Raw genomic sequence first — 23,701 nt, 5'->3', positions numbered from 1 at the left:
CTTCCCCCCCCCCCTCCCCCCCCCCCCCCCCACCCCCCCCCCCCCCCCCCCCCCCCCCCCCTTCCCCCGGGGACCCTCTTCTTCAAACAACCCCCCCCCCCCCCCCCCCCCCCCCCCAACGGGCGGAGATCAGCGGCGGGCGCCGACTACGGCTGCAGGGTGATCGAGTTGATCGGCGTCATGTCCTTGTCGATGTACTGGCCGGCGGGCAGGTAACCCTGGCAGCCCACGCCGTCAAGCGACACTGCACGGGAAGTCGGCCCGAAGGCGATGGACCGAGCCGTGTCTCGTAATTGATCTTGCAGGACCAAATGTCGTTGAGCTCGTGGCGGACAGCCCGGAAGACTCCGACTGAACTCGGGGATGGTCGCCCTGATGCTGCGGCGCCGCAGGGGGTCGCGGATCCCGACCTAGCCGTGCCAGGCCGGTTCGGCGCCGAGCTCCGCTCCGTGCTCGTTGCGTGCGAGCGCGGCCAGGACGGTGTCGAGCAGGCCGGGGAAGCGCCGTTCGAGGTCGACCGTCCGCAGCGCGGAGAACCGGCGGTTGCCCTCCTCGCGCTGGTTGATCACACCGGATTCGCGCAGCACCTTGAAGTGGTGGCTGAGCGTGGAGGGCGCGACGTCCACCGGGAAGGTGCCGCAGGCCCGTTCGGGTTCGGCGCGCAGAATCCGGACGATGGTCATCCGGGTGGGGTCGGAGAGCGCGTGCAGGACGTCGTACAGGTCGATCTCCTCGACCGCGGGGTGGGTGAGCGCCGGCCGGCGGCGGGTGCTGCGGGGCATCTTCCTACCTCCTCTGATCTGCAATGTTCGACAAACGACGAAACTGGGTGGTACCACTGTGTCCACGGCAATTTCGCCGTTCGTCGAACATCGTAGTCGAGGGGGGCCGACATGCGCGCACTGGTGATGACCGCACCCGGCGGAGCCGAGAACTCCGAGATCCAGCAGATCGAGGCACCGCGCCCCGGCCCCGGCCAGGTCGCGATCGACGTCGCCTGGGCCGGACTGAACTTCGTGGACGTGATGACCCGCCGCGGGGACGGTGGCTACACCGCCGAGTGGCCGCACCTGCCGGGCAAGGAGGTCGCCGGTACGGTCCGCGCGCTCGGTGAAGGCGTCACCGGACTCGCCGTCGGCGACCGGGTCGCGGCCGCGCCCGTCGGCGGCGGACTCGCCGAGGTGGTGCTCGCCGACGCCGTCCTCACCGTCCCCGTCCCGGACGGGCTGACGCTCAGCGCGGCCGCCGCCGCCCCGCTCGGCCTCGCCACCGCCGTCCTGCTGCTCACCGACGCGGGCCGGCTCACCGCCGGGGACAACGTCCTGGTCCACTCGGCCGGCGGGGGCATCGGCAGCGCCGTCGCCCAGCTCGTCCCGCTGCTCGGCGGCGGGGGCATCCTGATCGGCACCGTCGGCCGCCCGGAGAAGGCCGCGGCCGCCGTCGAACTCGGCTACCACCAGGCCTTCGCCCGCGACGAGAAGCTCGCCGACGCCGTCCGCGCCGCCACCGACGGCCGGGGCGTCGACCTCGTGCTCGACCCACTCGGCACCGCCGCCCTGGAGTTCGACCTCGCCGTCACCGCGCCCGGCGGCCGGATCGTCCTGTTCGGCAACGCGGGCGGCGGCGAACTCGACGCGCTGCCCCCGCTCGGCCGGCTGATGGGCGGCAACCTCTCCGTCACCGGGTTCAGCCACCGCGGCTACGCCGTCACCGCACCCGAGCGTCTCGCCCGGGCCATCCGGACCACCCTCGACCTCCAGGCGCACCGCGGACTCACCGTGCCGCTCACCGAGCTCCCGGGCCTGGAGGCCGTACCGGCCGCCCACGACGCGATGCAGGAGGGGCGGGCCACCGGCAAGTACGTGGTGCGGGTGGGCGGTTGAGCGGTCGGGCCGGGCCGGCCGGCCGATCCGGCCCGACCCGGCCCGTCAGACCGTGAGGACCGCTCCCGGGTCGGCGTGCCCGACCGGGCCGGCGAACCGGGACGCGGCGCGGGCCACCGCCTCCGCCGGGGTCAGCGCCCGGCCCACGTGGGTGACCACCAGCCGACCGGCCCGGGCCGCCGCGGCGGTGGCGCCGGCCTGCTCGGCGGTGTGGTGCGCGGGGTCGTCGCCCTCCGCCTCGCACAGCAACAGGTCGCAGTCGGCGGCCAGTTCGGTGAGTGCGGCGCAGGGCGCGGTGTCGCCGGAGTAGACCAGCGAGCGGCCTCCGGCCTCCGCCCGGAGCGCGAAGGCCGGCATGCCGTGTTCCACCGCCCGGCTGGTCAGCGTCAGTGGCAGCGCGCCGGAGCCCACCGCGACCCGGTGCCCGTCGGACAACTCGGTGACGGCGAAGGCGGATTCGACCGGGCTGCGGCGCGCCGAGTTGGTCAGGAAGTCCGCCAGCCGGTCGGCGATGCCGGGCGGGCCGTAGAGCGGGATCGGCGCGGCGAGCCGCACGTCCGCGTACAACGCGCCGTAGTAGGCGGTGAGCAGGTCGGCGCAGTGGTCGGCGTGCAGGTGCGAGATCCAGATCGCGTCCAGCCCGTCCAGCCGGACGTACCGCTGCAACGGACCGAGGGTCCCGGTGCCCGCGTCCACCCACACCCGGGCTCCCCCGGCAGTCACCAGGTAGCCGGAACACGGGTTGTCCGCGCTCGGGTAGGGGGTGGCGCTCCCCAGGACGGTGAGTCGCAGGGCGCTGTCGGGGCCGGGGCCGGGAGCTGATGAGGATTCGACCATCGGCCGAGCCTAGCCCCGCCCGGGAGGTCGGCCGGTCCGACGGTGCGATGATCGGTCCGCAGATGTGCGTCCAGGTCGAGGAGTGGTGTCGGAGATGTTCGCCGGGGGAACCGCGCGGCTGCTGGTCAGGAACGACGGCGATACGCCGCTGGAACTGACCGTGGAGCCGTGGGCCGACGCCTACCAGCTCGAGCCGGGGCAGACCCGGGTCGTCATCACCCACTCCCCCGCAGCGGACGGTTCGTGGCCCGGGACCGTGCGCGGTGATCAGCCCTTCCAGGTGGACCACCGCCGGGATTCGGTCACGGTGTGGGCCTTCGGCCACTGCTTCCACCTCGGCGACACGGCGGACCAGGAGCTCGACGCGGCCGACTGGCAGTGCCCCGCCCGGGCCGCGCGAGGGGAATAGGCCGGTCCGGTCGCGCAGTTGGGCCCGGCATGACCAAGGTTCTGGTGATCGGCGCGAACGGCAGTGTGGGCAGGCACGTGGTGGCCTCGCTGGTCGAAGGCGGGCACGAGGTACGGGCGTTGGTGCGGGACGCGGCGGCATCCTCGCTGCCCGCCGGGGTGGCGGCCTTCCAGGGGGACCTTGCGGCGCCGGAGAGCCTCACGGCCGCGCTGGACGGCGGGGTGGACGGCGTCTACCTGATGTGGCCCGGGATCCCGGTGCAGCCACGGGTGGTCAAGCTGATTGCCGAGCACGCCGAGCGCGTCGTCTACCTCTCGACGGACGTGCCGGACCTCGCGGACGACGAACCGGCCGTGGTCTTCCACCAGGAGATCGAGCGGCTGATCCGCCGCTCCGGCACGGCCTGGACCTTCGTCCGGGCGATCGACTTCGCGGGCAACGCGCTCGGCTGGGCCGACCAGGTCCGCACGGGCGTGGTCCGCTGGCCGTACGGGCGGGCGCGCCGCTCGCTGGTCCACGAGCGCGACATCGCGGACGTGGCCGTCCGGGCGCTCACCGAGGACGGGCACGACGGCGGCAAGTACGTGGTCACCGGGCCCGAGTCGCTCGCCCACGCCGAGCTGGTGCGGATCATCGGCGAGGAACTCGGCACCGAGGTCCGCTGGGAGGAACTGGCGCCGGAGACGGCCCGGGAGCAGCTGACGGCGGCCTGGGGCAACGCGGCCTTCGTGGAGTCCCGGCTGCGGGCCTGGGAGTCGTTCACCCGTGAACCGGAACGGGTGACGGACACGGTCGAGCAGGTGCTCGGCCGCCCGGCCCGCAGCTTCCGCTCCTGGGTCCGGGACCACGCGGAGGACTTCCGCTGACGGGCGGCGGGCGGCGGGCGCCGGGCGGCAGACGGCAGGCGGGGGCTCAGCCCCGCTCGACCGCGAGCTCGATCTCCCGGTGCGTCTCGTCGCCCGGCACCGGCACGGATACGCCGGAGCGCCGGAAGCCGGCCCGCAGGTACATCGCCTCGGCACGGGCGTTGTCCTCGTGGACGAACAGCCGGACCCGCTGGACCTTGGGCTCGGTGAGCGCCCAGGAGCACTCCTGGGCGGCCCGGATCAGCTCGTGCGCCAGGCCGGTGCCGCGCGCCTCGGGGCGGACGTAGACCCCGACGACGTGGGTCTGCGGCACGGTGACGACGTCGCCGCCGAGGGCACCCTCCCCGCCGGGCTGCTCGAGCAGCACGGTCATGGTGCCGAGCCAGCGGCCGTCCGCGGCCTCCGCGACAAGCTGGTGCACCGCGTCGCCCTCGGCGGCTCCGGCGGTGCGCTCCTGCCAGAACTCGTCCGGCTTGGCAGCGGCGCTCTCGTAGGTGTCCAGGAAGGCGATGCCCGCGACCGGGTCCTGCAACGCGGCGAGCCGGATCTCCTTGACCCGCTCCCACTCCTCGACCCGTACCCGTCTGATCACTGTGCTCATCGCATGATCGTCAGCGCTACGGGAGCCCCCGCGCAACCCCCTTCCCGCGGCGGCAACGCCCTGAGGTGCTACTGACACCGACCGCAGACACCTCACGGCGCCAAGCCGTCAGGTCGATCTCGTGCAGTGCTCGAATCGAGGGTCCATTGCGTGTGCGCCCTGGTGACGCCAGGATGTGCCGACATGAGCGATCTCGCCCCCGTCACCCAGGCAACCTTGCGCTCGGTGGGCTGGTTCTCCGGTCGTCGTGTGGACACCGACGTGTGGCGCGTGAGCTTCGCGGAGACCGGCCTGGTGATGCACCAAGCTGCGAAGGAGTTCCTGGCAGAGTTCGGTGGGTTGCAGGTCGGGTGGCTTGGCGCCGGAATCACCCGCGCTCGTGAGGCATTCGACCTGGACCCCATGAACGTCTGGAACAGTGAGGAAGACCGCTTCGCGGCCTGGAGCGAAGCCAGAGGAGTCAGGATCTTCCCTGTCGGTGAGCTCGACCACGGCCATGCGCTTCTTGGCATCGACGAACACGGCGAGCTCTACACGGTCCAGCCCTTTTGCCTGGCCACCTTCGGACGGCTGCCCACAGGCATGGACGGCCTCGTCCTCGGAGCCATGCCGCACAGGGTTGCCTGACCTCGGCACCGACCACCAGACGGTCAGGCCGCGACGGGCAGTGCGGTGGGGAAGGCTGTCTGTTCGTCGAACAGACAGCGGGCCTTGAGGCAGTCGTAGAGCTGGCCAAGCATGCGGTTGAACAGGTCGCGCTGGGCAGCGGCGTGCCAGCCACCGTGGTCGTCACGGCGGCGCCAGTAGTGAGCCTTGGCGCCGGGCGAGGCGGTGATCGCGGAGAACGCCAAGAGGCAGCCGGCGGTGAGGCTTTCCAGCCAGGTACCCCGATGGCGTCTGCCCGGCGCCCACAGGGCCGCCGCCAGTTCAAGCCGCTAACAACGGATTAGGGCCCCCGGCGACGGGGCGGGCGGAGGAGGTAGGTGCGGATTGCGAGGATCACGAGGCTTCCCCCAGGTGGTGGCGGGTGGCGGCCGGTCAGCCGGCCTTGTGCTCGGCGAGGGTGTGGGCGACGAGCGCGTTGGCGTGGCCGTGGCCGAGGCCGTGCTCAGTCTTGAGCCAGGCGACGAGTTCCATGTGCTTGGTGAGCGGCGAGCTGCGGATCAGGCCCTGCCACTCCTCGACCGGGCGGCCGTACTTCTTCTCGATCGCCGGAAAGTAGCTGGCGGGGCCCTTGACGGGAGTGGTCATCGCGCGGGTGTCCTGTTCTCTACTCGGCCGGTGTGCGGCTGTTCTGAGGTGACGTGAGGAAGTCGACGTTACGGAGCCGACGTTAGCGCTCGGCACTGACAACGGCCCCGACCCGCAGGATCGCTGCCGCGAGGGCGAGGAGGCCGAGGCCGGCACCGAGGGTGAAGGCGAGGACGGTGGCGCCGGAGCCCGCGAAGCCGGCCAGCACGCCGACCGGGACGATGCGGTAGACGACGGCCCAGCCGCGCTCCCCGCGCGCGGCGAAGTGCCGGGCCAGGGCGAGGAAGGCGAGGCAGAGCGCCAGGTAGCCGAGGGTGCCGCTGAGCAGGTGGACGGTGCCGTGGCCGCTCAGTTCACCGCGGCCGTCCGGCGTTCCGGCCGGGAAGCCCGCGCCGGGGTCGGCCTTGAAGACGCCGGCCAGGAGGAAGGAGGCGCCGAACGCAGCGACCAGCCTGGGGGCCCAGGTGCCGCCGGGGGCGCCGCCGATGGCGCGGCGGAGGCCGACCGCGCCGGCGGCCAGCAGCACGCCGGTGAGCAGGAAGCTCGCGACCTGGATCCAGCCGAGGTCGCCGAGGCCGAGCTGGCTGATGGCGTTGCGGGAGAAGTCGAAGCCCTGACGGGTGAGGCCCTGGGCCACTCCGAGGCCGAGGAACAGCGGGCCGGCCAGCGCGCCGCCGGCCAGCAGAACGCGCCGGCCGGTGAACGTGGTGGCAGAGGTGGAAGCGGTGGAAGCGGTGGAAGCGGTGTCGATCGCCTGCTGAGCCATGGAAGTCCCCCCAAGGACGCAAGGCCGCCAGAACTGGACTGTCCAGTACTGCGGAACTGGACGGTACGGTACTGGAGCAGGAACTGGACTGTCCAGTACTGTTCGCCCCGGACGAGGAACCCGGAAGTAGGAGGAGGGAGACGGGAATGGAAGCGAACGAGCCCGGCAACCGGTCGGCCCGCAAACACCAGGCGATCATGGAAGCCGCGACCACGGTCTTCATGGCGAAGGGCTACGCGGGCACGAGCATGGACGACATCGCCAAGCTCGCGGCCGTGTCCAAGCAGACGGTGTACAAGCACTTCGCCGACAAGGAGAAGCTGTTCGCCGAGATCGTGCTCGCCACGACCGACCGGATCGAGGCGATGATCGACCTCGTGTCCGACATTCCGGCCGACCCGGCCGCACTGGAGGAGAACCTGGGCACCCTCGCCCGGCAGTTCCTCACCACCCTGACCCAGCCACAGGTGCTCCAGCTGCGCCGGCTGATCATCGCCAACGCCGACAACTTCCCGGAACTGGGCGCCACTTGGTACGAGCAGGGCTTCGAGCGGGTGCTCGCCACCCTCGCCGAGACCTTCCGGCGACTGGCCGACCAGGGCACGCTCAAGGTGGACGACGCACTGCTCGCGGCCAACCACTTCTCGGGACTGCTGCTCTGGATCCCGGTGAACAAGGCGATGTTCCACGGGAGCCCGCAGCACACGGACGCCGAGCTGGAGCGCTACGCCGAAGCCGGCGTACGGGCCTTCCTCGCCGCCTACCGCTGATCTCCCGGGGGGGGTGGCGGCGCACGCAAGGAGGCTCCGACCAACTGTGACGCAGTTCACCGGGAAAGGGTGACAGGGTGTTGTCGCGGACAGCGGCGACGGTCGACGCATGACGATCACAGACGAGGACTGCCTCGCCGAGACCCTGGCATTCAACGAACAGTTCGAGGCTGCTGCTGCAAGCCGCCCACCTCGCGGGCGGGCGCCGGATGCAACCGTGCTGGCGCTCCTGCGGCGCAACCGGCTCGGGGGCGACGCGCCACCGGTGAGCCTGCCGCAGGGCCGGGACCGCGTCGTCGCGGGCGGGGTGAAGGTCCGGGTGTTCGTGCCGGACCACGTCGAGGGCGTGTACCTGCACATCCATGGCGGTGGCTGGGCGTTCGGCTCTGCGGGCGGGCAGGACGAGCGGCTGTGGCGGCTTGCCGTGCAGGCGCGGCTGGCCGTGGTGAGCGTGGAGTACCGCCTGGCTCCGGAGCACCCGTTCCCCGCCGGACCCGACGACTGCGAAGCGGCCGCGCGGTGGCTGGTGGACCACGCCGCGACCGAGTTCGGCACCAGGCGGCTGCTGATCGGTGGCGAGTCGGCCGGCGCCCACCTGAGCGTCCTGACCCTGCTGCGCCTTCGCGACCGGCACGGCATCACCGGCGCGTTCCGGGCGGCCCACCTGCTCTTCGGCCCGTACGACCTGTCGATGACACCGAGCCAGCGGTCGTTCGGCTCCAGGCAGTTGCTGAGCAACACCGACGCACTGCACGGCAGTTACGAGCTCTTCACGCCGGGCATGGGGGCGGAGCAGCGCCGCGACCCGGAGGTCTCGCCGCTCTTCGCCGACCTGGCCGGCCTGCCGCCCGCCCGGATCGTCGTCGGTACCGAGGATCCGCTGCTGGACGACTCGCTCTTCCTGGCCGAGCGGTGGCAGGCGGCCGGGGCGCCCGTGCAACTCGGCGTCGTCGCCGGCGCGATGCACGGCTTCACGCTGTTCCCGCTGACCATCACCGAGCGGGAACTGCAGCGGGAGCGGGACTTCCTGGCCACCGCGTGACAGTAGCGTCAACCTCATGAACCGCACTCCTCGGCTCTATGCACTGGTGGAAGAGTTGCGCGCGGCGGCGCCGCGGCCGTTGACGGTCGCGGCGCTGGCCGCGCGGTTCGAGATCAGCACGCGCACGGTGCAGCGTGACCTCCAGGCACTGATGGAGGCCGGTGTCCCGGTGCGCACCACACCTGGGCGAGGCGGGGGCTGGTCGATCGACCCCGCGATGACCCTCCCCCCGATCCGGTTCACCGCCGACGAAGCCTCGGCGTTGGTTGCCGCGCTCGCCATGGCCGATGCCTCGGCCCCCTACGCCAGTGCGGCCCGCACGGCATCCCAGAAGATCGCGGCCTCGATGACCGGTCCAGCCTCGGTGGCGGCCCATGAACTCGCCGCACGGATTGTCACGCTGCCGGCTCGGACCGCGCAGCCGGTCCGAGCCGCGGTGGAACAGGCCCTCACCAACGGCATGGTGCTGCAACTGTCCTACCTCGACGCGGCAGGGCGGGAGAGCGACCGCGTGGTGGAGCCGGCCGGACTGCTCACCGCCGACGGCAGGTGGTACCTCATCGCCTGGTGCCGCAAACGGCAGGCCGGTCGAGGCTTCCGGCTGGACCGAATCACAGCGGCGGCTCCGACCGGTGAGCAGGCGCTGCCTCATGACCTGGCCGGCCTGCTGCTCGGCTCGGCCGCCGCCGGTGCGGTGCGGCCCACCGCGCTGGCTTCACTCACACCCCCACCATGAGGATCCGAAGGCACAAGGGCTGCACGGGCGGAGGCGTGCACAGGAAGTCGACCGGGCCGACTTCCTGCGTACGGACGGACCGGAATCGGCTACTGGGGGCGGGCGCCGCCGAGCGGGGGTCGGACCTCGGTCGGTCTGCGCCAGAAGCCGGTGGAGCGGGTTTCGCAGAGCGCGCCGAGGAGGGCCGCGAGGAGGTTGACGATCAGGAGTCCGAGCATCGGTGGTGACCGCCGTCGCGGCTGCGCTTGTACTCGCGGAGGAGCGCGAGGAGGTTGATCAGGGTGCTCGCCGGGACGTTGCCGAAGTTGACGAGCCGGCGGCCGGTCAGGTTGGTCTCACCCGGGTGGGCGGACGGCCAGAGGAGGCCGAACTCGCGCCCCTCGGTGCGGAGTTCGATGATCAGTTCGGTGAGCTGGCGGCCGGTGAGGTGGAGCAGGGCCGGGTCGGCGGGGTGGATCGGGTGGTGGGCGGCGCTCACGCGGCACCGTCCAGCTCGAACCAGGTCATTTTGCCGAGCTTCCGGGGCTCGACACCCCAACGGTGGGTGAGGCCTTCAACCAGCCGGAGGCCCCGGCCGGACTCGGAGTAGGGGTCGAAGGGACGCTGCTCGGGGAGGACGGAAGAGCGGTCGGAGACCCCGACCCGAAGGGTGTTGCCACGGAAGAGGATGACGACGACCGGGGCGGGGGTGTCCGCGTGGCGCCAGGAGTTGACGATGAGCTCGACCAGGGCGAGCTGGGCGTCGGCGATGAGCGACGGGGGCCAGTCGAGGCTGGTCAGGGCCTCGTGGAGGGCCTCGCGGGAGACCGCGAGGGAGAGAAAGGGGGAGTTGAGGAGGTTGCGCACAGGGATCTCCCAGAGGGGAATGGGTGAGATCGGAGGATGCGTCGCCGTGAACGAGCCCACTGGACATGGGTGTTCTTCGGAGCCCGAGCGGCGTTACTGACGATCCGTTCGGTGATCGGTGCATCACAGACTGTAGGGCATCGGACAGTACATGTGCGACCTCCTTCGCCACATGTACCCCTAAATGCGGCTGGACTCGCTATAGCGCCCCGGTAGATGCTTGAGCACATGCCACCTATCCCCAGTGCACGCAGACAGCGGGTTGGCATCGAGCTGAGGAAGATGCGCGATGCCGCCGGTTCGACCACCGCAGAGGCGGCCAAAGTCTTCGGCGTGGACCGCACGAAGATCACGCTCATCGAGCAAGGGACCTACTCGATCACTCCCGAACGAGTAGTCGCTCTAGCACACAAGTACGGAGAGCTCGACACCGAGTACATCGAGGCCCTCGCAGCCATGGCCGGCGACAAGGGCAAGGGATGGTGGGAGGAGTATCGCGGATCCGTTCCGCAAGGCTTTCTCGACATCTGCGAATTCGAGTACTACGCGAGGGGCATGTACTCGTACCAAATCTGCCACCCGCCAGGTCCGATGCAGACGGAGCGATACAGCCGTGCGATCTTCCAGGACGCGCAGGTCCACCTGACCCCACGCATCATCGAGACGCGCGTCGAGCAACGAATGCTGCGATCCGAGATGTTGATGGCGAAGGGGACGCATCCATACACGGCGATCGTCCATGAGGCCGCGCTGCGCATGCAGTTCGGCGGCCGCGATGTGGCGCGGGAACAGTTGGACTGGATGTTGGAGTTGTCCCAGCTACCGCACGTCACGCTGCGAGTGGTCAGCTTCGCCGCTGGAGGCTTCAAGGGACCCGGTCAGGCCATCAACTATGCGAACGGGCCCGTTCCCCGACTCGACACCGTCAGCTACGACTCCATGGAGGGTCCGATCTTCCTCCACCTGCCCGACCATCTGGAGGAGTACCGCACGATGGTGGAGCAGATGGCTGACAGGTCACTTTCGGTCGAGGGCTCCCGCGATCTGATCGCGAAGATCAAGAAGGAGATATAACCGATGGAGAACCACTCCTGGGTCCGTCCCACCGCATGCGCCAATGCGAGCAACTGCCCGGAGGTAGCCGTCACCCCCGACGCCGTCTACGTCCGCAGCAGCCTCCTGCCCGAGGCCGTCGCCCAACTCACTCCCACCGAGTGGCGCGACCTCGTCGCCGCCATCCGCAACGGGGAGTTCGACGTCTGACCTCCGACCGCACCGCCCGGCCGGACCGGTTTTGGATCATGCACTCTGAGCTGCTAACGTTCTTCTCGTCGCAAGGAACACAGTTCCTCGTCAGGCGTCAGCGGTACTACCAGAGTACGTCCTACTTTCAGTAGGAAGAGTCCGTGCAACCCGGGCCTGGCGCTCCACAGTCGGACGGCCCGGCACCTGCCACAGGTGCCGGGCCGTTCGCATTCCCCGACAACAACCGCCGCCCGCTCCCCGATTCGGATCATGGGCGCTGAGCTGCTAATGTTCTTCTCGTCGCGAGGGGCATGAATCCTCGTCAGGCGTCAGTGGTACTACCAGAGTACGTCCTACTTTCAGTAGGAAGAGTCCGTGCAACCCGGGCCTGGCGCTCCACTGTCGAACGGCCCGGCACCTACTACAGGTGCCGGGCCGTTCGCATTTCCGGACGACCGGCGGCACAGTGCTGCGCTGAACCATCCCGCCGTACGACGAGGAGAACGAGTACGCCTGACACCGGGCGTCTGACACCGGGCGCCGGACGCCTGACGGGGCACCGGCCGTCAGCCGTCCTCCGTGCTGCCGAGCACCGCCGGACCGAGGCCGGCGGGCAGGTGGGCGACGGCCAGTGCGACGGCCTCCTCCGCCGTCCCGACCTCGGCGATCACCCCGCTGTGCGGGAACCGCTGCACCCGGTACGGGCAGCCGTCCTGCGCGGGAGCGATCGCGATCACCGGATCGGACGGGAAGCCGGTCCGGTCCCGGAGGACGAGCGTCCGGTGGCTGACGACCGGGGACAACTGCCGGAGCCTCGGCTCCGCATCTGCTGCCGCGACCAGCAGGCCGAAGCCAGTGAACTCCGGTTCCTGCAAGGCTCGTTCCCGGATCCAGCTCCACTGCAGCCCGACCACGGCGGCAACCCCGTGCTCATGGGCCTCGGCGAGCTCCGAGGAAGTGAGGAACGGGAACCGTTCGCGCAGCTCCGCGAGGCTCAGACCGCTCCCCCAGGCCACGGCGGCCCGGACGACGTCCCGGAGGTCGGCCGTCCACCCCGTGATCATCTCGGTGCCCAGGCTCCAGCCGGAGACGCCGAAGCAACGCTCCCCGGTGGAGAGGCTGACGTGCAACGGCCCCCGCCGGCCCCCGCTCGCGGGGCCCGAGGGCGCCGTGCCCGCCGGGGCGGCGATGCCCGCCGAGGCCGCGTCGCCCCACCTTCCCGGCACCAGGGTGATGTCCACGGCCAGTTCGGCGGCGGCCGACTCCAGTGCGGCGGCGAGGCTCCCGGCGGCGGCGACGTCAGGGTTGAGATCAGGATTCACCCTCCCAGTCTGACGATACGAATTCCCCGAATCCAGAAAGCGGCCTGATCCGATCACTTCCGAACGAACCGTACGGAAGCGGGTTTTCCGCTCTCGAAGGCCGGGGTAGTGCGGAGGAAGGCCCGGCGCAGCGGGGCCGCGGTGACGAACACGAACAGCCCGAACAGCGTCATCGCCGGCAGCCCGACCACGCCCTGGAGGTAGTCGAGCGGACGGCGCAGGAAGTCGTGCCAGTTCCCCCACCAGTTGGCGGTCAGATCGGCTGCCATGACCACCGCCCCGAGCCACACCCCCGCCGGCCGGGCCCGGGCGACCAGCACGGCGGCCAAGGGGTCGAGCACCAGCAGCGCGTGGAACAGCACCTGGCTCGGCACCGGCCACCACGCGTACGCGTGCAGCCCCCCGCTCCAGACGTCGTACGCGTGCACCACCGCCCCCTCGGCGAACCCCACCCCCCACACCGCCGCCACCCACCACACCCAGCGCGGCCGTACTCCCCGTCCCCCACGACTCCCCTGCGTCACCGCACCAGCCTAGGGGGGCGGTTGATGGCCCTCGGGGGGGGCAATTGACGACCCTCGGGTCTAGGACCCGGCTCCGGCGGGCTCCGGCTTGGGGAGCACCCGGGGCTCGCCCGGGCTGCCGTCGGGGAGGACGTCGAAGACGGTGAGGGAGGTGCGGCCGGTGACGGTGATCCGGTCCGGCCCGGTCCAGTCGACGCGGACGAAGTCGCCGTCCCGGGTGTCCCAAGTGCCCATGCTCCAGTGGCGGGTGGACCAGCCGGTGCCGGCCTCCAACTCCACCTGGTAGACCGGGTCGATGGAGAAGCCGGAGACGTTGGTGACGCTCAGGATCCGGTCCGGGCGGTTCGGGCTGACGAAACGCTCCTCCCGGCCTCCGTCACCGCTGAACACGAAGGACAGGAACAGCACCGGCACCCCGGCGACGACGAGCGGAGCCAGCAGGGCCGCGCAGCCGATCTGCGAGACCCAGGTGCGGAAGTCCAGCTGGACCACCAGCGAGACCACGACCAGCACCACCGCCGACCCGATCAGCAGGACCGGCCGGTTGCACCAGTGCTCGACCACCACCAACCCGCCCGAACGGGAGGCGTGCAGGCCCGGCAGGTACACCAGCAACGCGGCGAGGGCCAGACCTCTGAGCACCCACGCGATCTGCTTGCGACGCCTCGCCGCCATCCGTCCCCCCGCGCGGTCCTTTGCCGAGCTTTGCGCGGACTTTACTACAGGGGCCCGGCAGCGGAGCGGGGCCGGAAACGCCACGGCGGCCCGGGCTGCGGGTGTCCCCGCGGCCCGGGCCGTCCGACGGCTACCGGCCGTACCCCTGTCACCGCCGGTAGAAGACGCTCCGCGACCAGAAGTAGCCGAGCAGCGTCAGCCCGGTGCACCAGGCGAGGGCGATCCAGCCGCTGTTGCCGATGGCGGTGCCCATCAGCAGGCCGCGCAGGGTCTCGATGATCGGGGTGAAGGGCTGGTACTCGGCGAACCAGCGCAGCACGGTCGGCATCGAGTCCGGCGGCACGATCGCGCTGCCGATGAAGGGCAGGAAGGTCAGCGGCAGCGGCGTGTTGCTCGCGCTCTCCGGCGTCTTGGAGACCAGCCCGATCCCCGCCGATATCCAGGTCAGCGTGAGGGTCACGAACAGCAGCAGGCCCGCCGCCGCCAGCCACTCCAGCGGCCCGGCGCTGGACCGGAACCCCATGGCGAAGGCCGCGCCGATCACCATCACCAGCGCGACGACCGTCTGGATCACGCTTCCGACCACGTGCCCGGTCAGGAACGCCGACCGCGAGATCGGCATCGTGCGGAAGCGGTTGACGATCCCCTCGGTCATGTCGACGCAGACGCCGACCGCCGTGGCGACCGAACCCGCCGTCGCCGTCATCAGGACGATCCCCGGCGTCACGTAGTCGATGTAGCTCCCGCCCCCGATGCCGGCTCCCAACGCGCCCCCGAAGGCGTAGTTGAAGAGCAGCAGCATCATCACCGGCATCACCACGACCGAGAAGGTCATCGCCGGGTACCGCTGCGCGCGCTTGAGGTTCCGCCGCAGCATGGTCAGCGAGTCGCTGACCACGTACGTCGCCGTCGCCGTGCTCATCGTGCACCCTCTCCGGTGAGTTGCAGGAAGACGTCGTCCAGGTCGGCCGTCTCCACGACCAGTGACTCGGCCCGTACCGAGGCGTTGTCGAGCGTGTCCAGTACGGCCTTCACGGTGAGCACGGAGTTGTCCCCCGGGATGTCCAGCCGCAGGGCCTCCGCGTCGGCGGTGGCGTAGTCGAACAGCGCTGCGGCGGCGGCGAGTCGGTCGCCGTCCGAGAACTGGAGCCGGATCCGCCCGCCGGGGACGATCCGCTTCAACTCCTCGGCCGTGCCCTCGGCGACGATCCGGCCACCGTCCAGGACGGCGATGCGGTCGGCGAGTTGGTCGGCCTCCTCCAGGTACTGGGTGGTGAGGAAGATCGTCACCCCGTGGTCGGCGACCAGCCCCCGGATGATCTCCCACATGGTGCGCCGACTGCGCGGGTCCAGCCCGGTGGTGGGCTCGTCCAGGAAGATCACCTCGGGGTTGCCGACCAGGGTCATCGCCAGGTCGAGCTTGCGCCGCATGCCCCCGGAGAAGGTGACGACGGGCTTGCGCGCGGCCTCGGTGAGCTCGAAGCGTCGCAGCAGTCCCTCGGCCCGCCTCCGCCCCTCCCGACGGGGGAGGTGGTTGAGGTCGGCCATCAGCATCAGGTTCTCCTCGGCGGTGAGGAGGTTGTCCACCGCCGAGAACTGGCCGGTGACCCCGATCGCCCTCCGCACGCCGTCGGCCTGGCGGACCACGTCGTGCCCGGCCACCCGGGCCGAGCCGCCGTCGGCGGGGATGAGGGTGGAGAGGATCTCCACCGTGGTGGTCTTGCCCGCGCCGTTCGGGCCGAGCAGGGCGAACACGCTGCCCGCCGGGATGGACAGGTCGACGCCCCTGAGCACCGCCTTGTCCCCGTAGCTCTTGGTCAGCCCGACCACCGAGATCGCCGCGGTGCTCGCGAGCGGGGCCGTTGCCGGGTTCGTCGTCGTCGCCATCAGGCCCTCCGGATGAGGATGCTGCCGACCTGGGTGGCGCCGCGGACCTCGACCGTCTCCCGGGCCTCGCCCGGACCGGCCGCCGTGTCCAGGGCGTTGCGGACGGCGCCGAACTTGCTGTGCACGTCGAGCCAGGCCGCCGTGCCCTCCGCGATGCCGACCTCGATGTCCCCAACGCCGGACTGGAGGCCGACCTTGCCGCGGACGACCTGGCCGACCCGGATGTGGCCGTTCGCCGTCTTGGCCTCGACGTCCCCCTCGGCGAGGCCGATGTGGATCCGGCCGTTGGAGGCGTTGGCCGTCAGCACGCCGTGCACCTCGTCGATCTCGGTGTCGCCGTTGCTGTTCTTGACCGTCAGCCGGCCGCCGACGGCGCCGACCTCGATCCGGCCCGAACCCGTCACCTCGGCGTCCCCGGAGACGGTGCCGAGCCGGATGTCGCCCATGTCGGTCTTGAGCCGGGCGCCCACGGCCCGGTCGACCTGGATCCGCCCCATGGAGGTCTTGATCCGGCAGTCGCCGAGCGGACCCTCGGTGACGAAGTCCGCCATCGGGGAGTCGGCGTGCACCTCGGAGCCGGCGGGCAGCTCGACCGTGAGGTCGATCGAGCCCTTCTTGCTGGAGAACACCGTCCGCTGCTTGGGACCCTTGACGGTGAGCCGGCCGCCGGAGAAGTCGACCTGGGTCAGCTCGGCGGCCTTGACGTCCGCGTCCTTGGCGGAGCTGGTCGGCCGGACTTCGACGACCGTGTCGGTGCGCTTGGTCGCCCGGATCCACACCGAGCCGATTTCGAATTCCAGGGAGACGGAGATCTGTCCGTCGGTCTCGTACGTGGGCATGGCTGTGCCGTCCTCTTGACTCGTGTGAGTGTCCCCGCCGGTCGGAGCGGGGGTGACGTTGCAGGGGCGATCGGTCTGGCGGTACTGCGAGGCGCTACTGGACCCAGCCGGTGAAGCCCTGGCCGCCGACGCCGCGAACGGTGCGGGAACCGAGCTCGGCAGCCGGGCGGGCGGCCCGGGCGCCGCCGTCGACCGCACCGGCGACGGCCCGGACCAGCCAGGCGTTGAGCGAGAGGCCCTCCTGCCCGGCGGCCTCCTCCGCCCTGGCCTTGAGGTGCGCGGGCAGGCGCAGGTTGATCCGGGCGGTGCCGCTCTCGTCCGACTCCGGCGTTCCGGCCGAGGGCACCGACGGCGTTATCGGTGGCACCACGGGCGGCACCACCGGTGGCACCACGGACGGCGGCGCATCCGGCACCGCGGGCGACTCGTCGCCGTGGAAGCCGCCGGAGCCCGGCGGCGCCGTCACCACGAACTCGGGATCGAGGCCGCGCAGTCGCACGTCCACCGAGCCCGGGGCGAGGTCGCGGGTGACTTCACCCATGGCGGCGGAGAGGGCGTTGAGCAGGGTGAGCCGCACGGCCGACTCCAGCGGGAGCGTCAGCCGGTCGGCCAGCGCCCGCGCTTCGTCCCCGCCGGTGGCGGCGGCCACCGCGAGCTCGTTCCGGAGGTTTTCGACGTACGGCGTGAGGTCCATGGCTAGAGCATGGCACAGCACTGGCGCCATGTCGAGCCATTTGTGGCACCACTTTGGCACCACGCTCGGGACGGTCCGGCACCAGGAACGGCAGCAGGAACGGCACCAGGAACGGCGCCGCCCCGCCGACCAGGGGTCGACGGGGCGGTTGACCTGCGGGAACGTCAGCGCTGCTGCTGCCAGCCCGCCAGGTAGGAGTCGATCTCGCCGACCAGCCGCGCCTTGCCCGCCTGCTCCAGGAACGAGGCCTCGACCGCGTTGCGGGCCAGCGCCGCCACCCCGGTCTCGTCCAGCCCCAGCAGCCGCGCCGCCACCGCGTACTCGGTGTTGAGGTCGGTGCCGAACATCGGCGGGTCGTCGCTGTTGACGGTGACCAGCAGCCCGGCGTCCACCATCCGCTTGATCGGGTGGTCCTCGATCCGCTCGACCGCCCGGGTGGCGATGTTGGAGGTCGGGCAGACCTCCAGCGGGATGCGGTGCTCGCCCAGGTGGTCGACCAGCGCCGGGTCCAGCACCGCCTGGGTGCCGTGCCCGATGCGCTCGGCGCCGAGCTCGCGGATGGCGTCCCAGACCGTCTCCGGCCCGGTGGTCTCACCGGCGTGCGGGACGGAGCGCAGGCCGGCCGCCCGGGCCCGGTCGAAGTACGGCTTGAACTGGGGCCGCGGCACACCGATCTCCGGGCCGCCCAGACCGAAGCTGACCAGGCCCTCGGGGGCCAGGTCGGTGGCCAGCCGGGCGGTGATCTCGGCGGCCTCCAGGCCGGCCTCGCCGGGGATGTCGAAGCACCAGCGCAGCACCACGCCGAGGTCCTTCTCGGCGCGCAGCCGGGCGTCCTCGATCGCCTCCATGAAGGCCACGTCGGGGATGCCGCGCCTGACCGAGGAGTACGGGGTGAGGGTCAGCTCGGCGTAGCGGATGTTCTGCCGGGCCATGTCCTCGGCCACGCCGTAGGTGAGCGCCCGGACGTCCTCGGCGTCGCGGACGAGGTCCACCACGCTCAGGTAGACCTCGATGAAGTGCGCGAAGTCGGTGAAGGTGAAGTACTCGGCGAGCGCCGCCGGGTCCGTCGGCACCTTGGACTGCCCGGCGTACCGGGAGGCCAGGTCGGCGACGATCCGCGGCGAGGCCGAGCCGACGTGGTGGACGTGCAGTTCCGCCTTGGGCATCCCGGCGATGAACGCCTCGATGCTCCGGTCACCCAGGTTCCCGATCCGACTTCCGTCCGGCTGGACCACGGTCGTTCCCTCTTCTCTTCTACGCGCGTACCGAGTGGTGCTGGCAAGGATAGGCCGAGGCCCGGGTCACCCGCCGAGGGCCACCGCCACGGTGTGGATCAGCAACCCGGCCAGGGCGCCGACCACGGTGCCGTTGATCCGGATGAACTGGAGGTCCCGCCCGACGTTGGCCTCGATCTTGCGCGAGGCCTCGTCGGCGTCCCAGCCCGCCACCGTCTCGGAGATCAGCGAGGTGATCTCGGTCCGGTAGGTGTCGACCAGGTACTGGGCGGCGTCCTGCAGCCAGCCGTCGACCTTGGCCTGGAGCTTGGGGTCGGTGGCCAGGCGCTCGCCGAAGCGGCGCACGCCGTCGCGGATGCGCCGGCGCAGTTCGCTGTCCTCGTCCTCGGCCGCGCCCATCACCAGGGTGCGCACGGCCGCCCAGGTGGAGTTGATCAGGTCCTGCACCTCGGGGCGGGCCAGCAGCTCGCCCTTGGCGCGCTCGACCCGGGCGATGGTCTCGGGGTCGTTCTGCAGCTCGGTGGCGAAGTCGGCGAGGAAGTTGTCGATCGCGCCGCGGGCCGGGTGGTCGGGGTCGTCCCGGATGTCGGTGACGAAGCGCAGCAGTTCCTTGTAGACCCGCTCGCCGACCTGGTGGTCGAGGAACTTCGGGGTCCAGCCCGGGGTCTTCTGGGTGACCTTGCGGACCACGTCCTCGTGGTTGTCGGTCAGCCAGCCGTGCGCCCGGACGGCGACCAGGTCCACCACGCCGTGGTGCCCGCCGTCCGCGACCACCTTGCCCAGCATCCGGCCCATCGGCTCGGCCACCGAGGTCGCGGCGGCCCGCCTGGTCACCGCCTCGGCGACCACCGCCCGCACGTCGTCGTCGCGCAGCACCGCGAGCAGTCCGCGCAGCGCCGCCGAGGCCTCCTTGGTGACCCGCTCGGCGCTCCCCGGTGCGGCCAGCCACTCCCCCAGCCGGCGGCCGACGCCGAGCGCGGCCAGTCGGCCGCGCACCACGTGGCCGGCCAGGAAGTTGTCGCCGACGAAGTCGCCGAGCGAGCGCCCGAAGGCGTCCTTCTTGGTCGGGATGATCGCGGTGTGCGGGATCGGCAGGCCGAAGGGGCGGCGGAACAGCGCCGTCACGGCGAACCAGTCGGCCAGCGCGCCGACCATGCCCGCCTCGGCGGCGGCCGCCACGTACCCGGCCCAGGGGCCGGCGCCGGCCGCCTTGGCCCAGGTGGCGAGGGCGAAGACCAGGGTCGCGAAGGCCAGCAGGCCGGTCGCGATGGTCTTCATCCGGCGGACGCCGTGTCTCTTCTGCTCGTCGGCCGCGGTGAACCGGACCCCGGGGCCGGTCCCGCTGAAGGCTTCGTCACTCACCCCGCCAGTCTGCCCGCTGACCGGCGCGGACGGGGGCGTGCCCCACGATCACACGCCCCCGGAGCCCGTACGCGCCCGGGCCGACACGCCTCCGCCCCTCACGCCTCCGCCCCCCCTCACGCCCCGCCCAGCACGATCCGCCGCACCCCGGCCTCCGCCCACCGCGCCGGATCCGTGCACCGCCGCCCGTCCAGCAGCACCCGCACCCCCGGCAGCTCCGCCGGCCCCAGCTCCCGGTACTCCGGGTGGTCCGCCTGCAACACCGCCGCCACCACCGGCTCCCCGCCGTACGGGGGCAGCCCGAGCGCCGCCAGCTCCGCCGCCCGGTACAGCGGATCGGCGACGTACGGCCGGGCCCCGGCCGCCTCCAGCGCCGCCACCAGCGGGAACACCCCCGAGTACGCCGTCTCCTTGACCCCGCCCCGGTACGAGGCCCCCAGCACCAGCACCCCCTGCCCGGCGATGCCCCCCGGCACCGCACCCGCCAGCACCCCGACCGCGTACCCGGGCACCTCCAGGTTGGCCTCCCGGGCCGCCCGGACCACCGTCGCCGCCGGGTCGTTCCACAGGTACAACCGCGGGTACACCGGGATGCAGTGCCCGCCGACGGCGATACCCGGCCGGTGAAGATGGCTGTACGGCTGCGAGTTGCAGGCGTCCGCGACCTCCGCGAAGTCCACCCCGACCCGGTCCGCGTACCGGGCGAACTGGTTGGCCAACGCGATGTTGACGTCCCGGTACGTGGTCTCGGCGAGCTTGGCGAACTCGGCCGCCTCCACCGAGGCCAGCTCCCACACCCCGTTGGGCCGGGGCAGGTCCGGGCGCGGGTCGAAGTCCAGCACCGCCCGGTAGAACTCGGCGCCGCGCCGCAGCGAGGCGGCGTCCAGCCCGCCGACCAGCTTGGGGTAGCGCCGCAGGTCGGCGAAGACCCGCCCGGTGCGCACCCGCTCCGGGCTGAACACCAGCGCGAAGTCCGCCCCGGGCGCCAGCCCGGAGCCGGCCGCCAGCCGGGGCGCCCAGCGCTCCCGGGTGGTGCCGACCGGCAGCGTGGTCTCGTAGCTGACCAGCGCACCGCGGCGCAGCCCGGCCGCGACGGCGTCGGTGGCCGCGTCGAGCAGGGCGAAGTCCGGGGTGCCGTCGGCGGCGGTGACCAGCGGGACGACCAGGACGACGGCCTGCGAGGCGGCCACCGCGGCCGTGGTGTCGGTGGTGGCGCGCAGCCGGCCCTCGGCGACCACCCGCTTGAGCGCCTCGTCCAGCCCCTCCTCCCGGGGGAACGGCGGCACGCCCAGGTTGACGCTCTCCACCACCCTGGGCGCGATGTCCGCGCCGAGGACCCGGTGGCCCTTCGACGCGAACTGCACGGCCAGCGGCAGGCCCAGCTTGCCGAGGCCGACCACGCAGACGTCCAGTCCGCGCTCGTCCGGGCTCACCTCCGGGCCGACGTCCGGGCTCACCTCCGGGCCGACGTCGGGGCTCATCCCCGCCCCCCGTTCACCGAGTTGGCGAGCCTGCGCCACGCCGAACGGCGCCGCAGCCCGCGCCGCACCTGCTCCGGCACGACGCCGCGCCACAGCTGCTGGGCGAGGTTGAGCGGCGGCGCGGCGACCGGCGGCGGCTCCTCGCCCAGCAGGAACAGCCCGTCGGGCAGGCCGAGCCGGGCGTCCCGGAACGCCGGGTAGCCCGCGTAGCGCCGCCGGCCGGCCACCACCACCGGCGGGTCGCCGTGCGCGGCCTCGTAGCGGATCTGGTCGCGCAGCGCCTCCGGCCGTACGGCGGCGGCGAGTTCGAGCCGCAGCCGGGCGGTGACCGGCAGCCGGTCGTACACCGAGCGGGCGCCGAAGCGCTCGATCATCCGGCCGACCTCGGCGCACACCCGCCGTTGCAGGGCGTCGTCCAGCAGCAGGAAGCCGTCCTGGAGCAGCCGGGGCACGTCCCAGGCGAAGCTGCGCACCCGGATGGCGTCCAACTCCTCGCCGGGACCGGCCAGTTCGGCGGCCACCTGCTGGAGGGCGGTGATCCCGCGCAGCCGGTCGAGCACCGAGGCCCGCTCGGTGACGTTGCCCCGGTCCTCGCGCAGCACCAGGAAGTAGTAGTCGTAGTCGGCGAGGACGGACACCCGGGCGGCCCGCAGGCAGGCCTCCAGGGTGAACGGCTGGTCCGAGAAGACCTTCAACTCCTCGTTGCGGCGCAGCCCGTGGCGCCGGACGAGGTCCGTCCGGAACAGCTTGGTGTCGGACAGCGCCCAGGCCAGCGCCGAGTCGGCGAAGCCGACCGACTCGGCGTCGGCGTGGAAGATGCCCTGCGGCACCAGCCGCCCGTTCACCCCGATCTGCTTGGGCACCACCACGTCCGAGCCCCAGGCGTCGGCGGCCGCGACCAGCCGCTCCAGTGCCTCCTCACCGAGCCAGTCGTCGGCGCCGAGGAACAGCACGTACCGCCCGCAGGCCAAGTCCGTGCCGCGGTTGGTGGGGGCCGCCGGGCCGCCCGAGTTGGGCTGGTGGACCACCCGGAACAGCCCGGGGTGCCGGGCCGCGTACTCGTCCAGCAGCACCTCGCCGCCGTCCGTGGAGCCGTCGTCGACGACCACCACCTCCAGCCGCCCCGGCCCCAGGGACTGCCCGACCAGCGAGTCCAGACAGGCGGTGAGGTACGGCATGGTGTTGTAGACCGCGACCACCACGGTCACGTCGGGTACGGTCATCGGGCGGCGGGCCTCCGGGGCAGTGGTGGTTCACCGGCGCGCTGACCGGCGGAGATGCACCGTCCAACTCGGCCACCCGCCGGGGAGTCACGTGCCCTCCCCGGACGGGTGACCGGAACCGAACGCCCGCCCGAACCGTCAACCGGCCGCCCCGCACGCCCCGGGCCCAGCGCCCCCGCGCGCCCTGCCCCCGCACGCCCCCGCCCCGCACGCCCCGGCTCCGCCCCCGCCCCGCCTCAGCCGATCGCCACCTCCGCGTACATCCGCGCGATCACGTCCTCGATGGCCGGCTCACGCACCGAGAGGTCCACCAGCGGGTACCGCGCCGCGACCGCCGCCACGATCGGCGCCGCGCTCTCCTGCGCCGGAAAGGCCAGCCACTGGCGCGGCCCCTCGACCTTCACCACCCGCGCCCCGGCCACCTCGATCGGCGGCCGGGCCTCGGCCAGGTCGACCACCAGGGTCCGCTCGCTGCGCCCGGCGGCGTGCAGCCCGTCCAGCCCACCGTCGTGGACGACCCGGCCGTGGTCGATCACCATCACCCGGCCGCAGAGCTGCTCGATGTCGGTGAGGTCGTGGGTGGTGAGCAGCACGGTGGTGCCGTGGTCCCGGTTGACCTCGCGCAGGAACTCGCGCACCCGGCCCTTGCTGACCACGTCCAGGCCGATGGTCGGCTCGTCCAGGTAGAGCACCTGGGGGTCGTGCAGCAGGGCCGCCGCGAGGTCGCCGCGCATCCGCTGGCCGAGCGAGAGCTGCCGTACGGGGGTGTCCAACAGGCCGCCCAGGTCGAGCAGTTCGACGCAGCGGCCGAGGTTCTCGCGGTACCGCCGGTCGGGGATCCGGTAGATCCGGCGGGCGAGTTCGAAGGAGTCGCGCAGCGGGAGGTCCCACCACAGGGTGGTGCGCTGCCCGAAGACGACGCCGATCCGGCGGGCCAGCGCGACCCGTTCGCGGGCCGGGTCGACCCCGGCGACGCGCAGCCGGCCGGAGCTGGGGACGAGGATGCCGGTGAGCATCTTGATGGTGGTCGACTTCCCGGCCCCGTTGGGCCCGATGTAGCCGACGCACTCGCCGGCCTCGACGGTGAAGCCGAGGCCGTCCACCGCGCGCACCTCGCGCTTGACCCGGCTGAACCGGCCGGTGCGGGCCCGCACGGTGAAGGTGCGGTGGACGTCCTGGAGTTCGATCAGTGCCATGGGTGCTCCTT

29 protein-coding genes and 1 pseudogene are annotated in these 23,701 nt (G+C 72.0%); 9 read left to right on the top strand and 21 right to left on the bottom strand.

All coding sequences use genetic code 11. The features are described 5' to 3' along the window. Positions 1 to 410 precede the first annotated feature (410 nt). On the bottom strand, positions 411 to 782 hold the full coding sequence (locus ACZ4W5_RS04475) for an ArsR/SmtB family transcription factor (protein ID WP_465652751.1): 372 nt from the start codon (positions 780 to 782) through the stop codon (positions 411 to 413). A 111-nt stretch (positions 783 to 893) separates the two neighbouring features. Between ACZ4W5_RS04475 and ACZ4W5_RS04470 the strand changes: the two genes are divergently transcribed. After that, positions 894 to 1,883 (top strand): quinone oxidoreductase family protein, encoded by a 990-nt coding sequence (locus ACZ4W5_RS04470; RefSeq protein ID WP_465652749.1) that lies wholly within the window; start codon positions 894 to 896, stop codon positions 1,881 to 1,883. Between the two features lie 45 nt (positions 1,884 to 1,928). On the opposite strand, the gene ACZ4W5_RS04465 is transcribed toward ACZ4W5_RS04470, so the two are convergent. Next, the gene (locus tag ACZ4W5_RS04465; protein ID WP_465652747.1) at positions 1,929 to 2,720 is read right to left on the bottom strand and encodes an MBL fold metallo-hydrolase; all 792 of its coding nucleotides are present in this window, start codon (positions 2,718 to 2,720) and stop codon (positions 1,929 to 1,931) included. Positions 2,721 to 2,814: 94 nt separating this feature from the next. On the opposite strand from ACZ4W5_RS04465, the gene ACZ4W5_RS04460 reads away from it, so the two are divergent. Together ACZ4W5_RS04460 and ACZ4W5_RS04455 are read left to right on the top strand one after the other, a co-directional pair. Further along, entirely contained in the window at positions 2,815 to 3,129 is a 315-nt protein-coding gene (locus ACZ4W5_RS04460) for a hypothetical protein (RefSeq protein WP_465652745.1), read from the top strand. Between the two features lie 29 nt (positions 3,130 to 3,158). Continuing rightward, positions 3,159 to 3,995: an NmrA family NAD(P)-binding protein gene (locus ACZ4W5_RS04455; protein WP_465652743.1), complete on the top strand. Its 837-nt coding sequence runs from the start codon at positions 3,159 to 3,161 to the stop codon at positions 3,993 to 3,995. Between the two features lie 46 nt (positions 3,996 to 4,041). On the opposite strand, the gene ACZ4W5_RS04450 is transcribed toward ACZ4W5_RS04455, so the two are convergent. Next, the gene (locus tag ACZ4W5_RS04450; RefSeq protein ID WP_360240667.1) at positions 4,042 to 4,596 is read right to left on the bottom strand and encodes a GNAT family N-acetyltransferase; all 555 of its coding nucleotides are present in this window, start codon (positions 4,594 to 4,596) and stop codon (positions 4,042 to 4,044) included. A gap of 183 nt (positions 4,597 to 4,779) precedes the next feature. Here ACZ4W5_RS04450 and ACZ4W5_RS04445 point away from each other — a divergent pair, with 183 nt between their 5' ends. Then, complete coding sequence (locus ACZ4W5_RS04445; protein WP_465652740.1) at positions 4,780 to 5,223, top strand: SUKH-3 domain-containing protein; 444 nt, start codon at positions 4,780 to 4,782, stop codon at positions 5,221 to 5,223. A gap of 23 nt (positions 5,224 to 5,246) precedes the next feature. Here the strand turns inward: ACZ4W5_RS04445 and ACZ4W5_RS04440 are convergent. From ACZ4W5_RS04440 to ACZ4W5_RS04430, 3 genes and pseudogenes are all read right to left on the bottom strand, one after another. Beyond that, positions 5,247 to 5,459: pseudogene (locus ACZ4W5_RS04440) on the bottom strand (IS110 family transposase); the annotation flags it as partial. Between the two features lie 175 nt (positions 5,460 to 5,634). Continuing rightward, on the bottom strand, positions 5,635 to 5,847 hold the full coding sequence (locus ACZ4W5_RS04435; RefSeq protein ID WP_465652738.1) for a DUF4287 domain-containing protein: 213 nt from the start codon (positions 5,845 to 5,847) through the stop codon (positions 5,635 to 5,637). An 82-nt stretch (positions 5,848 to 5,929) separates the two neighbouring features. Next, a complete protein-coding gene (locus ACZ4W5_RS04430) occupies positions 5,930 to 6,613 on the bottom strand; it encodes a DUF998 domain-containing protein (RefSeq protein ID WP_465652736.1) in 684 nt (227 codons plus the stop codon). 146 nt (positions 6,614 to 6,759) lie between these two features. Between ACZ4W5_RS04430 and ACZ4W5_RS04425 the strand changes: the two genes are divergently transcribed. The 3 genes from ACZ4W5_RS04425 (at position 6,760) to ACZ4W5_RS04415 (ending at position 9,161) form a co-directional block, all read left to right on the top strand. Next, positions 6,760 to 7,383, top strand: a complete 624-nt coding sequence (locus ACZ4W5_RS04425; protein WP_465652734.1) for a TetR/AcrR family transcriptional regulator — start codon at positions 6,760 to 6,762, stop codon at positions 7,381 to 7,383. Between the two features lie 109 nt (positions 7,384 to 7,492). Beyond that, the gene (locus ACZ4W5_RS04420; RefSeq protein WP_465652732.1) at positions 7,493 to 8,425 is read left to right on the top strand and encodes an alpha/beta hydrolase; all 933 of its coding nucleotides are present in this window, start codon (positions 7,493 to 7,495) and stop codon (positions 8,423 to 8,425) included. Positions 8,426 to 8,441: 16 nt separating this feature from the next. Then, on the top strand, positions 8,442 to 9,161 hold the full coding sequence (locus tag ACZ4W5_RS04415) for a helix-turn-helix transcriptional regulator (protein WP_465652729.1): 720 nt from the start codon (positions 8,442 to 8,444) through the stop codon (positions 9,159 to 9,161). 89 nt (positions 9,162 to 9,250) lie between these two features. Here ACZ4W5_RS04415 and ACZ4W5_RS04410 read toward each other — a convergent pair whose 3' ends face one another. The 3 genes from ACZ4W5_RS04410 to ACZ4W5_RS04400 are packed head-to-tail and all read right to left on the bottom strand — an operon-like array spanning position 9,251 to position 10,007. Continuing rightward, entirely contained in the window at positions 9,251 to 9,379 is a 129-nt protein-coding gene (locus ACZ4W5_RS04410; RefSeq protein WP_465652727.1) for a hypothetical protein, read from the bottom strand. Further along, positions 9,364 to 9,639 (bottom strand): hypothetical protein, encoded by a 276-nt coding sequence (locus ACZ4W5_RS04405; protein ID WP_360240646.1) that lies wholly within the window; start codon positions 9,637 to 9,639, stop codon positions 9,364 to 9,366. The genes ACZ4W5_RS04410 and ACZ4W5_RS04405 overlap by 16 nt, the downstream gene beginning before the upstream one ends. After that, positions 9,636 to 10,007: an ATP-binding protein gene (locus tag ACZ4W5_RS04400; protein WP_465652724.1), complete on the bottom strand. Its 372-nt coding sequence runs from the start codon at positions 10,005 to 10,007 to the stop codon at positions 9,636 to 9,638. Before ACZ4W5_RS04400 ends, ACZ4W5_RS04405 begins: the two co-directional genes overlap by 4 nt. A gap of 216 nt (positions 10,008 to 10,223) precedes the next feature. Here ACZ4W5_RS04400 and ACZ4W5_RS04395 point away from each other — a divergent pair, with 216 nt between their 5' ends. Beyond that, on the top strand, positions 10,224 to 11,081 hold the full coding sequence (locus tag ACZ4W5_RS04395; RefSeq protein WP_465652722.1) for a Scr1 family TA system antitoxin-like transcriptional regulator: 858 nt from the start codon (positions 10,224 to 10,226) through the stop codon (positions 11,079 to 11,081). A gap of 3 nt (positions 11,082 to 11,084) precedes the next feature. After that, on the top strand, positions 11,085 to 11,270 hold the full coding sequence (locus tag ACZ4W5_RS04390; protein WP_465652720.1) for a DUF397 domain-containing protein: 186 nt from the start codon (positions 11,085 to 11,087) through the stop codon (positions 11,268 to 11,270). A gap of 548 nt (positions 11,271 to 11,818) precedes the next feature. Here ACZ4W5_RS04390 and ACZ4W5_RS04385 read toward each other — a convergent pair. The 12 genes from ACZ4W5_RS04385 to ACZ4W5_RS04330 form a co-directional block, all read right to left on the bottom strand. Next, a complete protein-coding gene (locus ACZ4W5_RS04385) occupies positions 11,819 to 12,574 on the bottom strand; it encodes a DUF6193 family natural product biosynthesis protein (protein WP_465652718.1) in 756 nt (251 codons plus the stop codon). 53 nt (positions 12,575 to 12,627) lie between these two features. Next, positions 12,628 to 13,026 carry a hypothetical protein gene (locus ACZ4W5_RS04380; protein ID WP_465652716.1) on the bottom strand — a complete coding sequence of 133 codons (399 nt, stop codon included), beginning with the start codon at positions 13,024 to 13,026 and terminating at the stop codon, positions 12,628 to 12,630. 132 nt (positions 13,027 to 13,158) lie between these two features. Further along, positions 13,159 to 13,740, bottom strand: coding sequence for a hypothetical protein (locus ACZ4W5_RS04375; protein ID WP_465652713.1), 582 nt, complete (start codon positions 13,738 to 13,740; stop codon positions 13,159 to 13,161). A gap of 181 nt (positions 13,741 to 13,921) precedes the next feature. Beyond that, positions 13,922 to 14,695 carry an ABC transporter permease gene (locus tag ACZ4W5_RS04370; RefSeq protein ID WP_402485955.1) on the bottom strand — a complete coding sequence of 258 codons (774 nt, stop codon included), beginning with the start codon at positions 14,693 to 14,695 and terminating at the stop codon, positions 13,922 to 13,924. Then, the gene (locus tag ACZ4W5_RS04365; protein ID WP_465652711.1) at positions 14,692 to 15,660 is read right to left on the bottom strand and encodes an ATP-binding cassette domain-containing protein; all 969 of its coding nucleotides are present in this window, start codon (positions 15,658 to 15,660) and stop codon (positions 14,692 to 14,694) included. The genes ACZ4W5_RS04370 and ACZ4W5_RS04365 overlap by 4 nt, the downstream gene beginning before the upstream one ends. Continuing rightward, entirely contained in the window at positions 15,660 to 16,499 is an 840-nt protein-coding gene (locus ACZ4W5_RS04360; RefSeq protein WP_465652709.1) for a DUF4097 family beta strand repeat-containing protein, read from the bottom strand. Before ACZ4W5_RS04360 ends, ACZ4W5_RS04365 begins: the two co-directional genes overlap by 1 nt. A 94-nt stretch (positions 16,500 to 16,593) precedes the next feature. After that, positions 16,594 to 17,193 (bottom strand): toxin-antitoxin system HicB family antitoxin, encoded by a 600-nt coding sequence (locus tag ACZ4W5_RS04355; protein ID WP_465652707.1) that lies wholly within the window; start codon positions 17,191 to 17,193, stop codon positions 16,594 to 16,596. Positions 17,194 to 17,357: 164 nt separating this feature from the next. Further along, positions 17,358 to 18,428 carry an adenosine deaminase gene (locus ACZ4W5_RS04350; RefSeq protein WP_402485966.1) on the bottom strand — a complete coding sequence of 357 codons (1,071 nt, stop codon included), beginning with the start codon at positions 18,426 to 18,428 and terminating at the stop codon, positions 17,358 to 17,360. A gap of 66 nt (positions 18,429 to 18,494) precedes the next feature. Beyond that, a complete protein-coding gene (locus ACZ4W5_RS04345; RefSeq protein ID WP_360238905.1) occupies positions 18,495 to 19,790 on the bottom strand; it encodes a DUF445 domain-containing protein in 1,296 nt (431 codons plus the stop codon). 116 nt (positions 19,791 to 19,906) lie between these two features. After that, positions 19,907 to 21,202 carry a nucleotide sugar dehydrogenase gene (locus ACZ4W5_RS04340; RefSeq protein ID WP_465652835.1) on the bottom strand — a complete coding sequence of 432 codons (1,296 nt, stop codon included), beginning with the start codon at positions 21,200 to 21,202 and terminating at the stop codon, positions 19,907 to 19,909. Positions 21,203 to 21,267: 65 nt separating this feature from the next. After that, a complete protein-coding gene (locus ACZ4W5_RS04335; RefSeq protein WP_465652703.1) occupies positions 21,268 to 22,494 on the bottom strand; it encodes a glycosyltransferase family 2 protein in 1,227 nt (408 codons plus the stop codon). 236 nt (positions 22,495 to 22,730) lie between these two features. Then, positions 22,731 to 23,690 carry an ABC transporter ATP-binding protein gene (locus ACZ4W5_RS04330; RefSeq protein WP_465652701.1) on the bottom strand — a complete coding sequence of 320 codons (960 nt, stop codon included), beginning with the start codon at positions 23,688 to 23,690 and terminating at the stop codon, positions 22,731 to 22,733. Between the last annotated feature and the right edge of the window lie 11 nt (positions 23,691 to 23,701).

This window comes from Kitasatospora sp. NPDC029367 (genome assembly GCF_055569135.1).
Note: the sequence above shows the minus strand (reverse complement) of the source record. Positions and strands in the feature narration are given on the sequence as shown.

Excerpts from the sequence above, each read along its gene's own strand:
- ACZ4W5_RS04330 (WP_465652701.1), bottom strand. The coding sequence starts at position 23,690 with ATGGCACTGATCGAACTCCAGGACGTCCACCGCACCTTCACCGTGCGG.
- ACZ4W5_RS04415 (WP_465652729.1), top strand. The coding sequence starts at position 8,442 with ATGAACCGCACTCCTCGGCTCTATGCACTGGTGGAAGAGTTGCGCGCG.
- ACZ4W5_RS04360 (WP_465652709.1), bottom strand. The coding sequence starts at position 16,499 with ATGCCCACGTACGAGACCGACGGACAGATCTCCGTCTCCCTGGAATTC.
- ACZ4W5_RS04460 (WP_465652745.1), top strand. The coding sequence starts at position 2,815 with ATGTTCGCCGGGGGAACCGCGCGGCTGCTGGTCAGGAACGACGGCGAT.
- ACZ4W5_RS04395 (WP_465652722.1), top strand. The coding sequence starts at position 10,224 with ATGCTTGAGCACATGCCACCTATCCCCAGTGCACGCAGACAGCGGGTT.
- ACZ4W5_RS04445 (WP_465652740.1), top strand. The coding sequence starts at position 4,780 with ATGAGCGATCTCGCCCCCGTCACCCAGGCAACCTTGCGCTCGGTGGGC.
- ACZ4W5_RS04455 (WP_465652743.1), top strand. The coding sequence starts at position 3,159 with ATGACCAAGGTTCTGGTGATCGGCGCGAACGGCAGTGTGGGCAGGCAC.
- ACZ4W5_RS04430 (WP_465652736.1), bottom strand. The coding sequence starts at position 6,613 with ATGGCTCAGCAGGCGATCGACACCGCTTCCACCGCTTCCACCGCTTCC.
- ACZ4W5_RS04450 (WP_360240667.1), bottom strand. The coding sequence starts at position 4,596 with ATGAGCACAGTGATCAGACGGGTACGGGTCGAGGAGTGGGAGCGGGTC.
- ACZ4W5_RS04465 (WP_465652747.1), bottom strand. The coding sequence starts at position 2,720 with ATGGTCGAATCCTCATCAGCTCCCGGCCCCGGCCCCGACAGCGCCCTG.
- ACZ4W5_RS04390 (WP_465652720.1), top strand. The coding sequence starts at position 11,085 with ATGGAGAACCACTCCTGGGTCCGTCCCACCGCATGCGCCAATGCGAGC.
- ACZ4W5_RS04435 (WP_465652738.1), bottom strand. The coding sequence starts at position 5,847 with ATGACCACTCCCGTCAAGGGCCCCGCCAGCTACTTTCCGGCGATCGAG.
- ACZ4W5_RS04410 (WP_465652727.1), bottom strand. The coding sequence starts at position 9,379 with ATGCTCGGACTCCTGATCGTCAACCTCCTCGCGGCCCTCCTCGGCGCG.
- ACZ4W5_RS04425 (WP_465652734.1), top strand. The coding sequence starts at position 6,760 with ATGGAAGCGAACGAGCCCGGCAACCGGTCGGCCCGCAAACACCAGGCG.
- ACZ4W5_RS04370 (WP_402485955.1), bottom strand. The coding sequence starts at position 14,695 with ATGAGCACGGCGACGGCGACGTACGTGGTCAGCGACTCGCTGACCATG.
- ACZ4W5_RS04420 (WP_465652732.1), top strand. The coding sequence starts at position 7,493 with ATGACGATCACAGACGAGGACTGCCTCGCCGAGACCCTGGCATTCAAC.
- ACZ4W5_RS04355 (WP_465652707.1), bottom strand. The coding sequence starts at position 17,193 with ATGGACCTCACGCCGTACGTCGAAAACCTCCGGAACGAGCTCGCGGTG.
- ACZ4W5_RS04470 (WP_465652749.1), top strand. The coding sequence starts at position 894 with ATGCGCGCACTGGTGATGACCGCACCCGGCGGAGCCGAGAACTCCGAG.
- ACZ4W5_RS04365 (WP_465652711.1), bottom strand. The coding sequence starts at position 15,660 with ATGGCGACGACGACGAACCCGGCAACGGCCCCGCTCGCGAGCACCGCG.
- ACZ4W5_RS04475 (WP_465652751.1), bottom strand. The coding sequence starts at position 782 with ATGCCCCGCAGCACCCGCCGCCGGCCGGCGCTCACCCACCCCGCGGTC.
- ACZ4W5_RS04335 (WP_465652703.1), bottom strand. The coding sequence starts at position 22,494 with ATGACCGTACCCGACGTGACCGTGGTGGTCGCGGTCTACAACACCATG.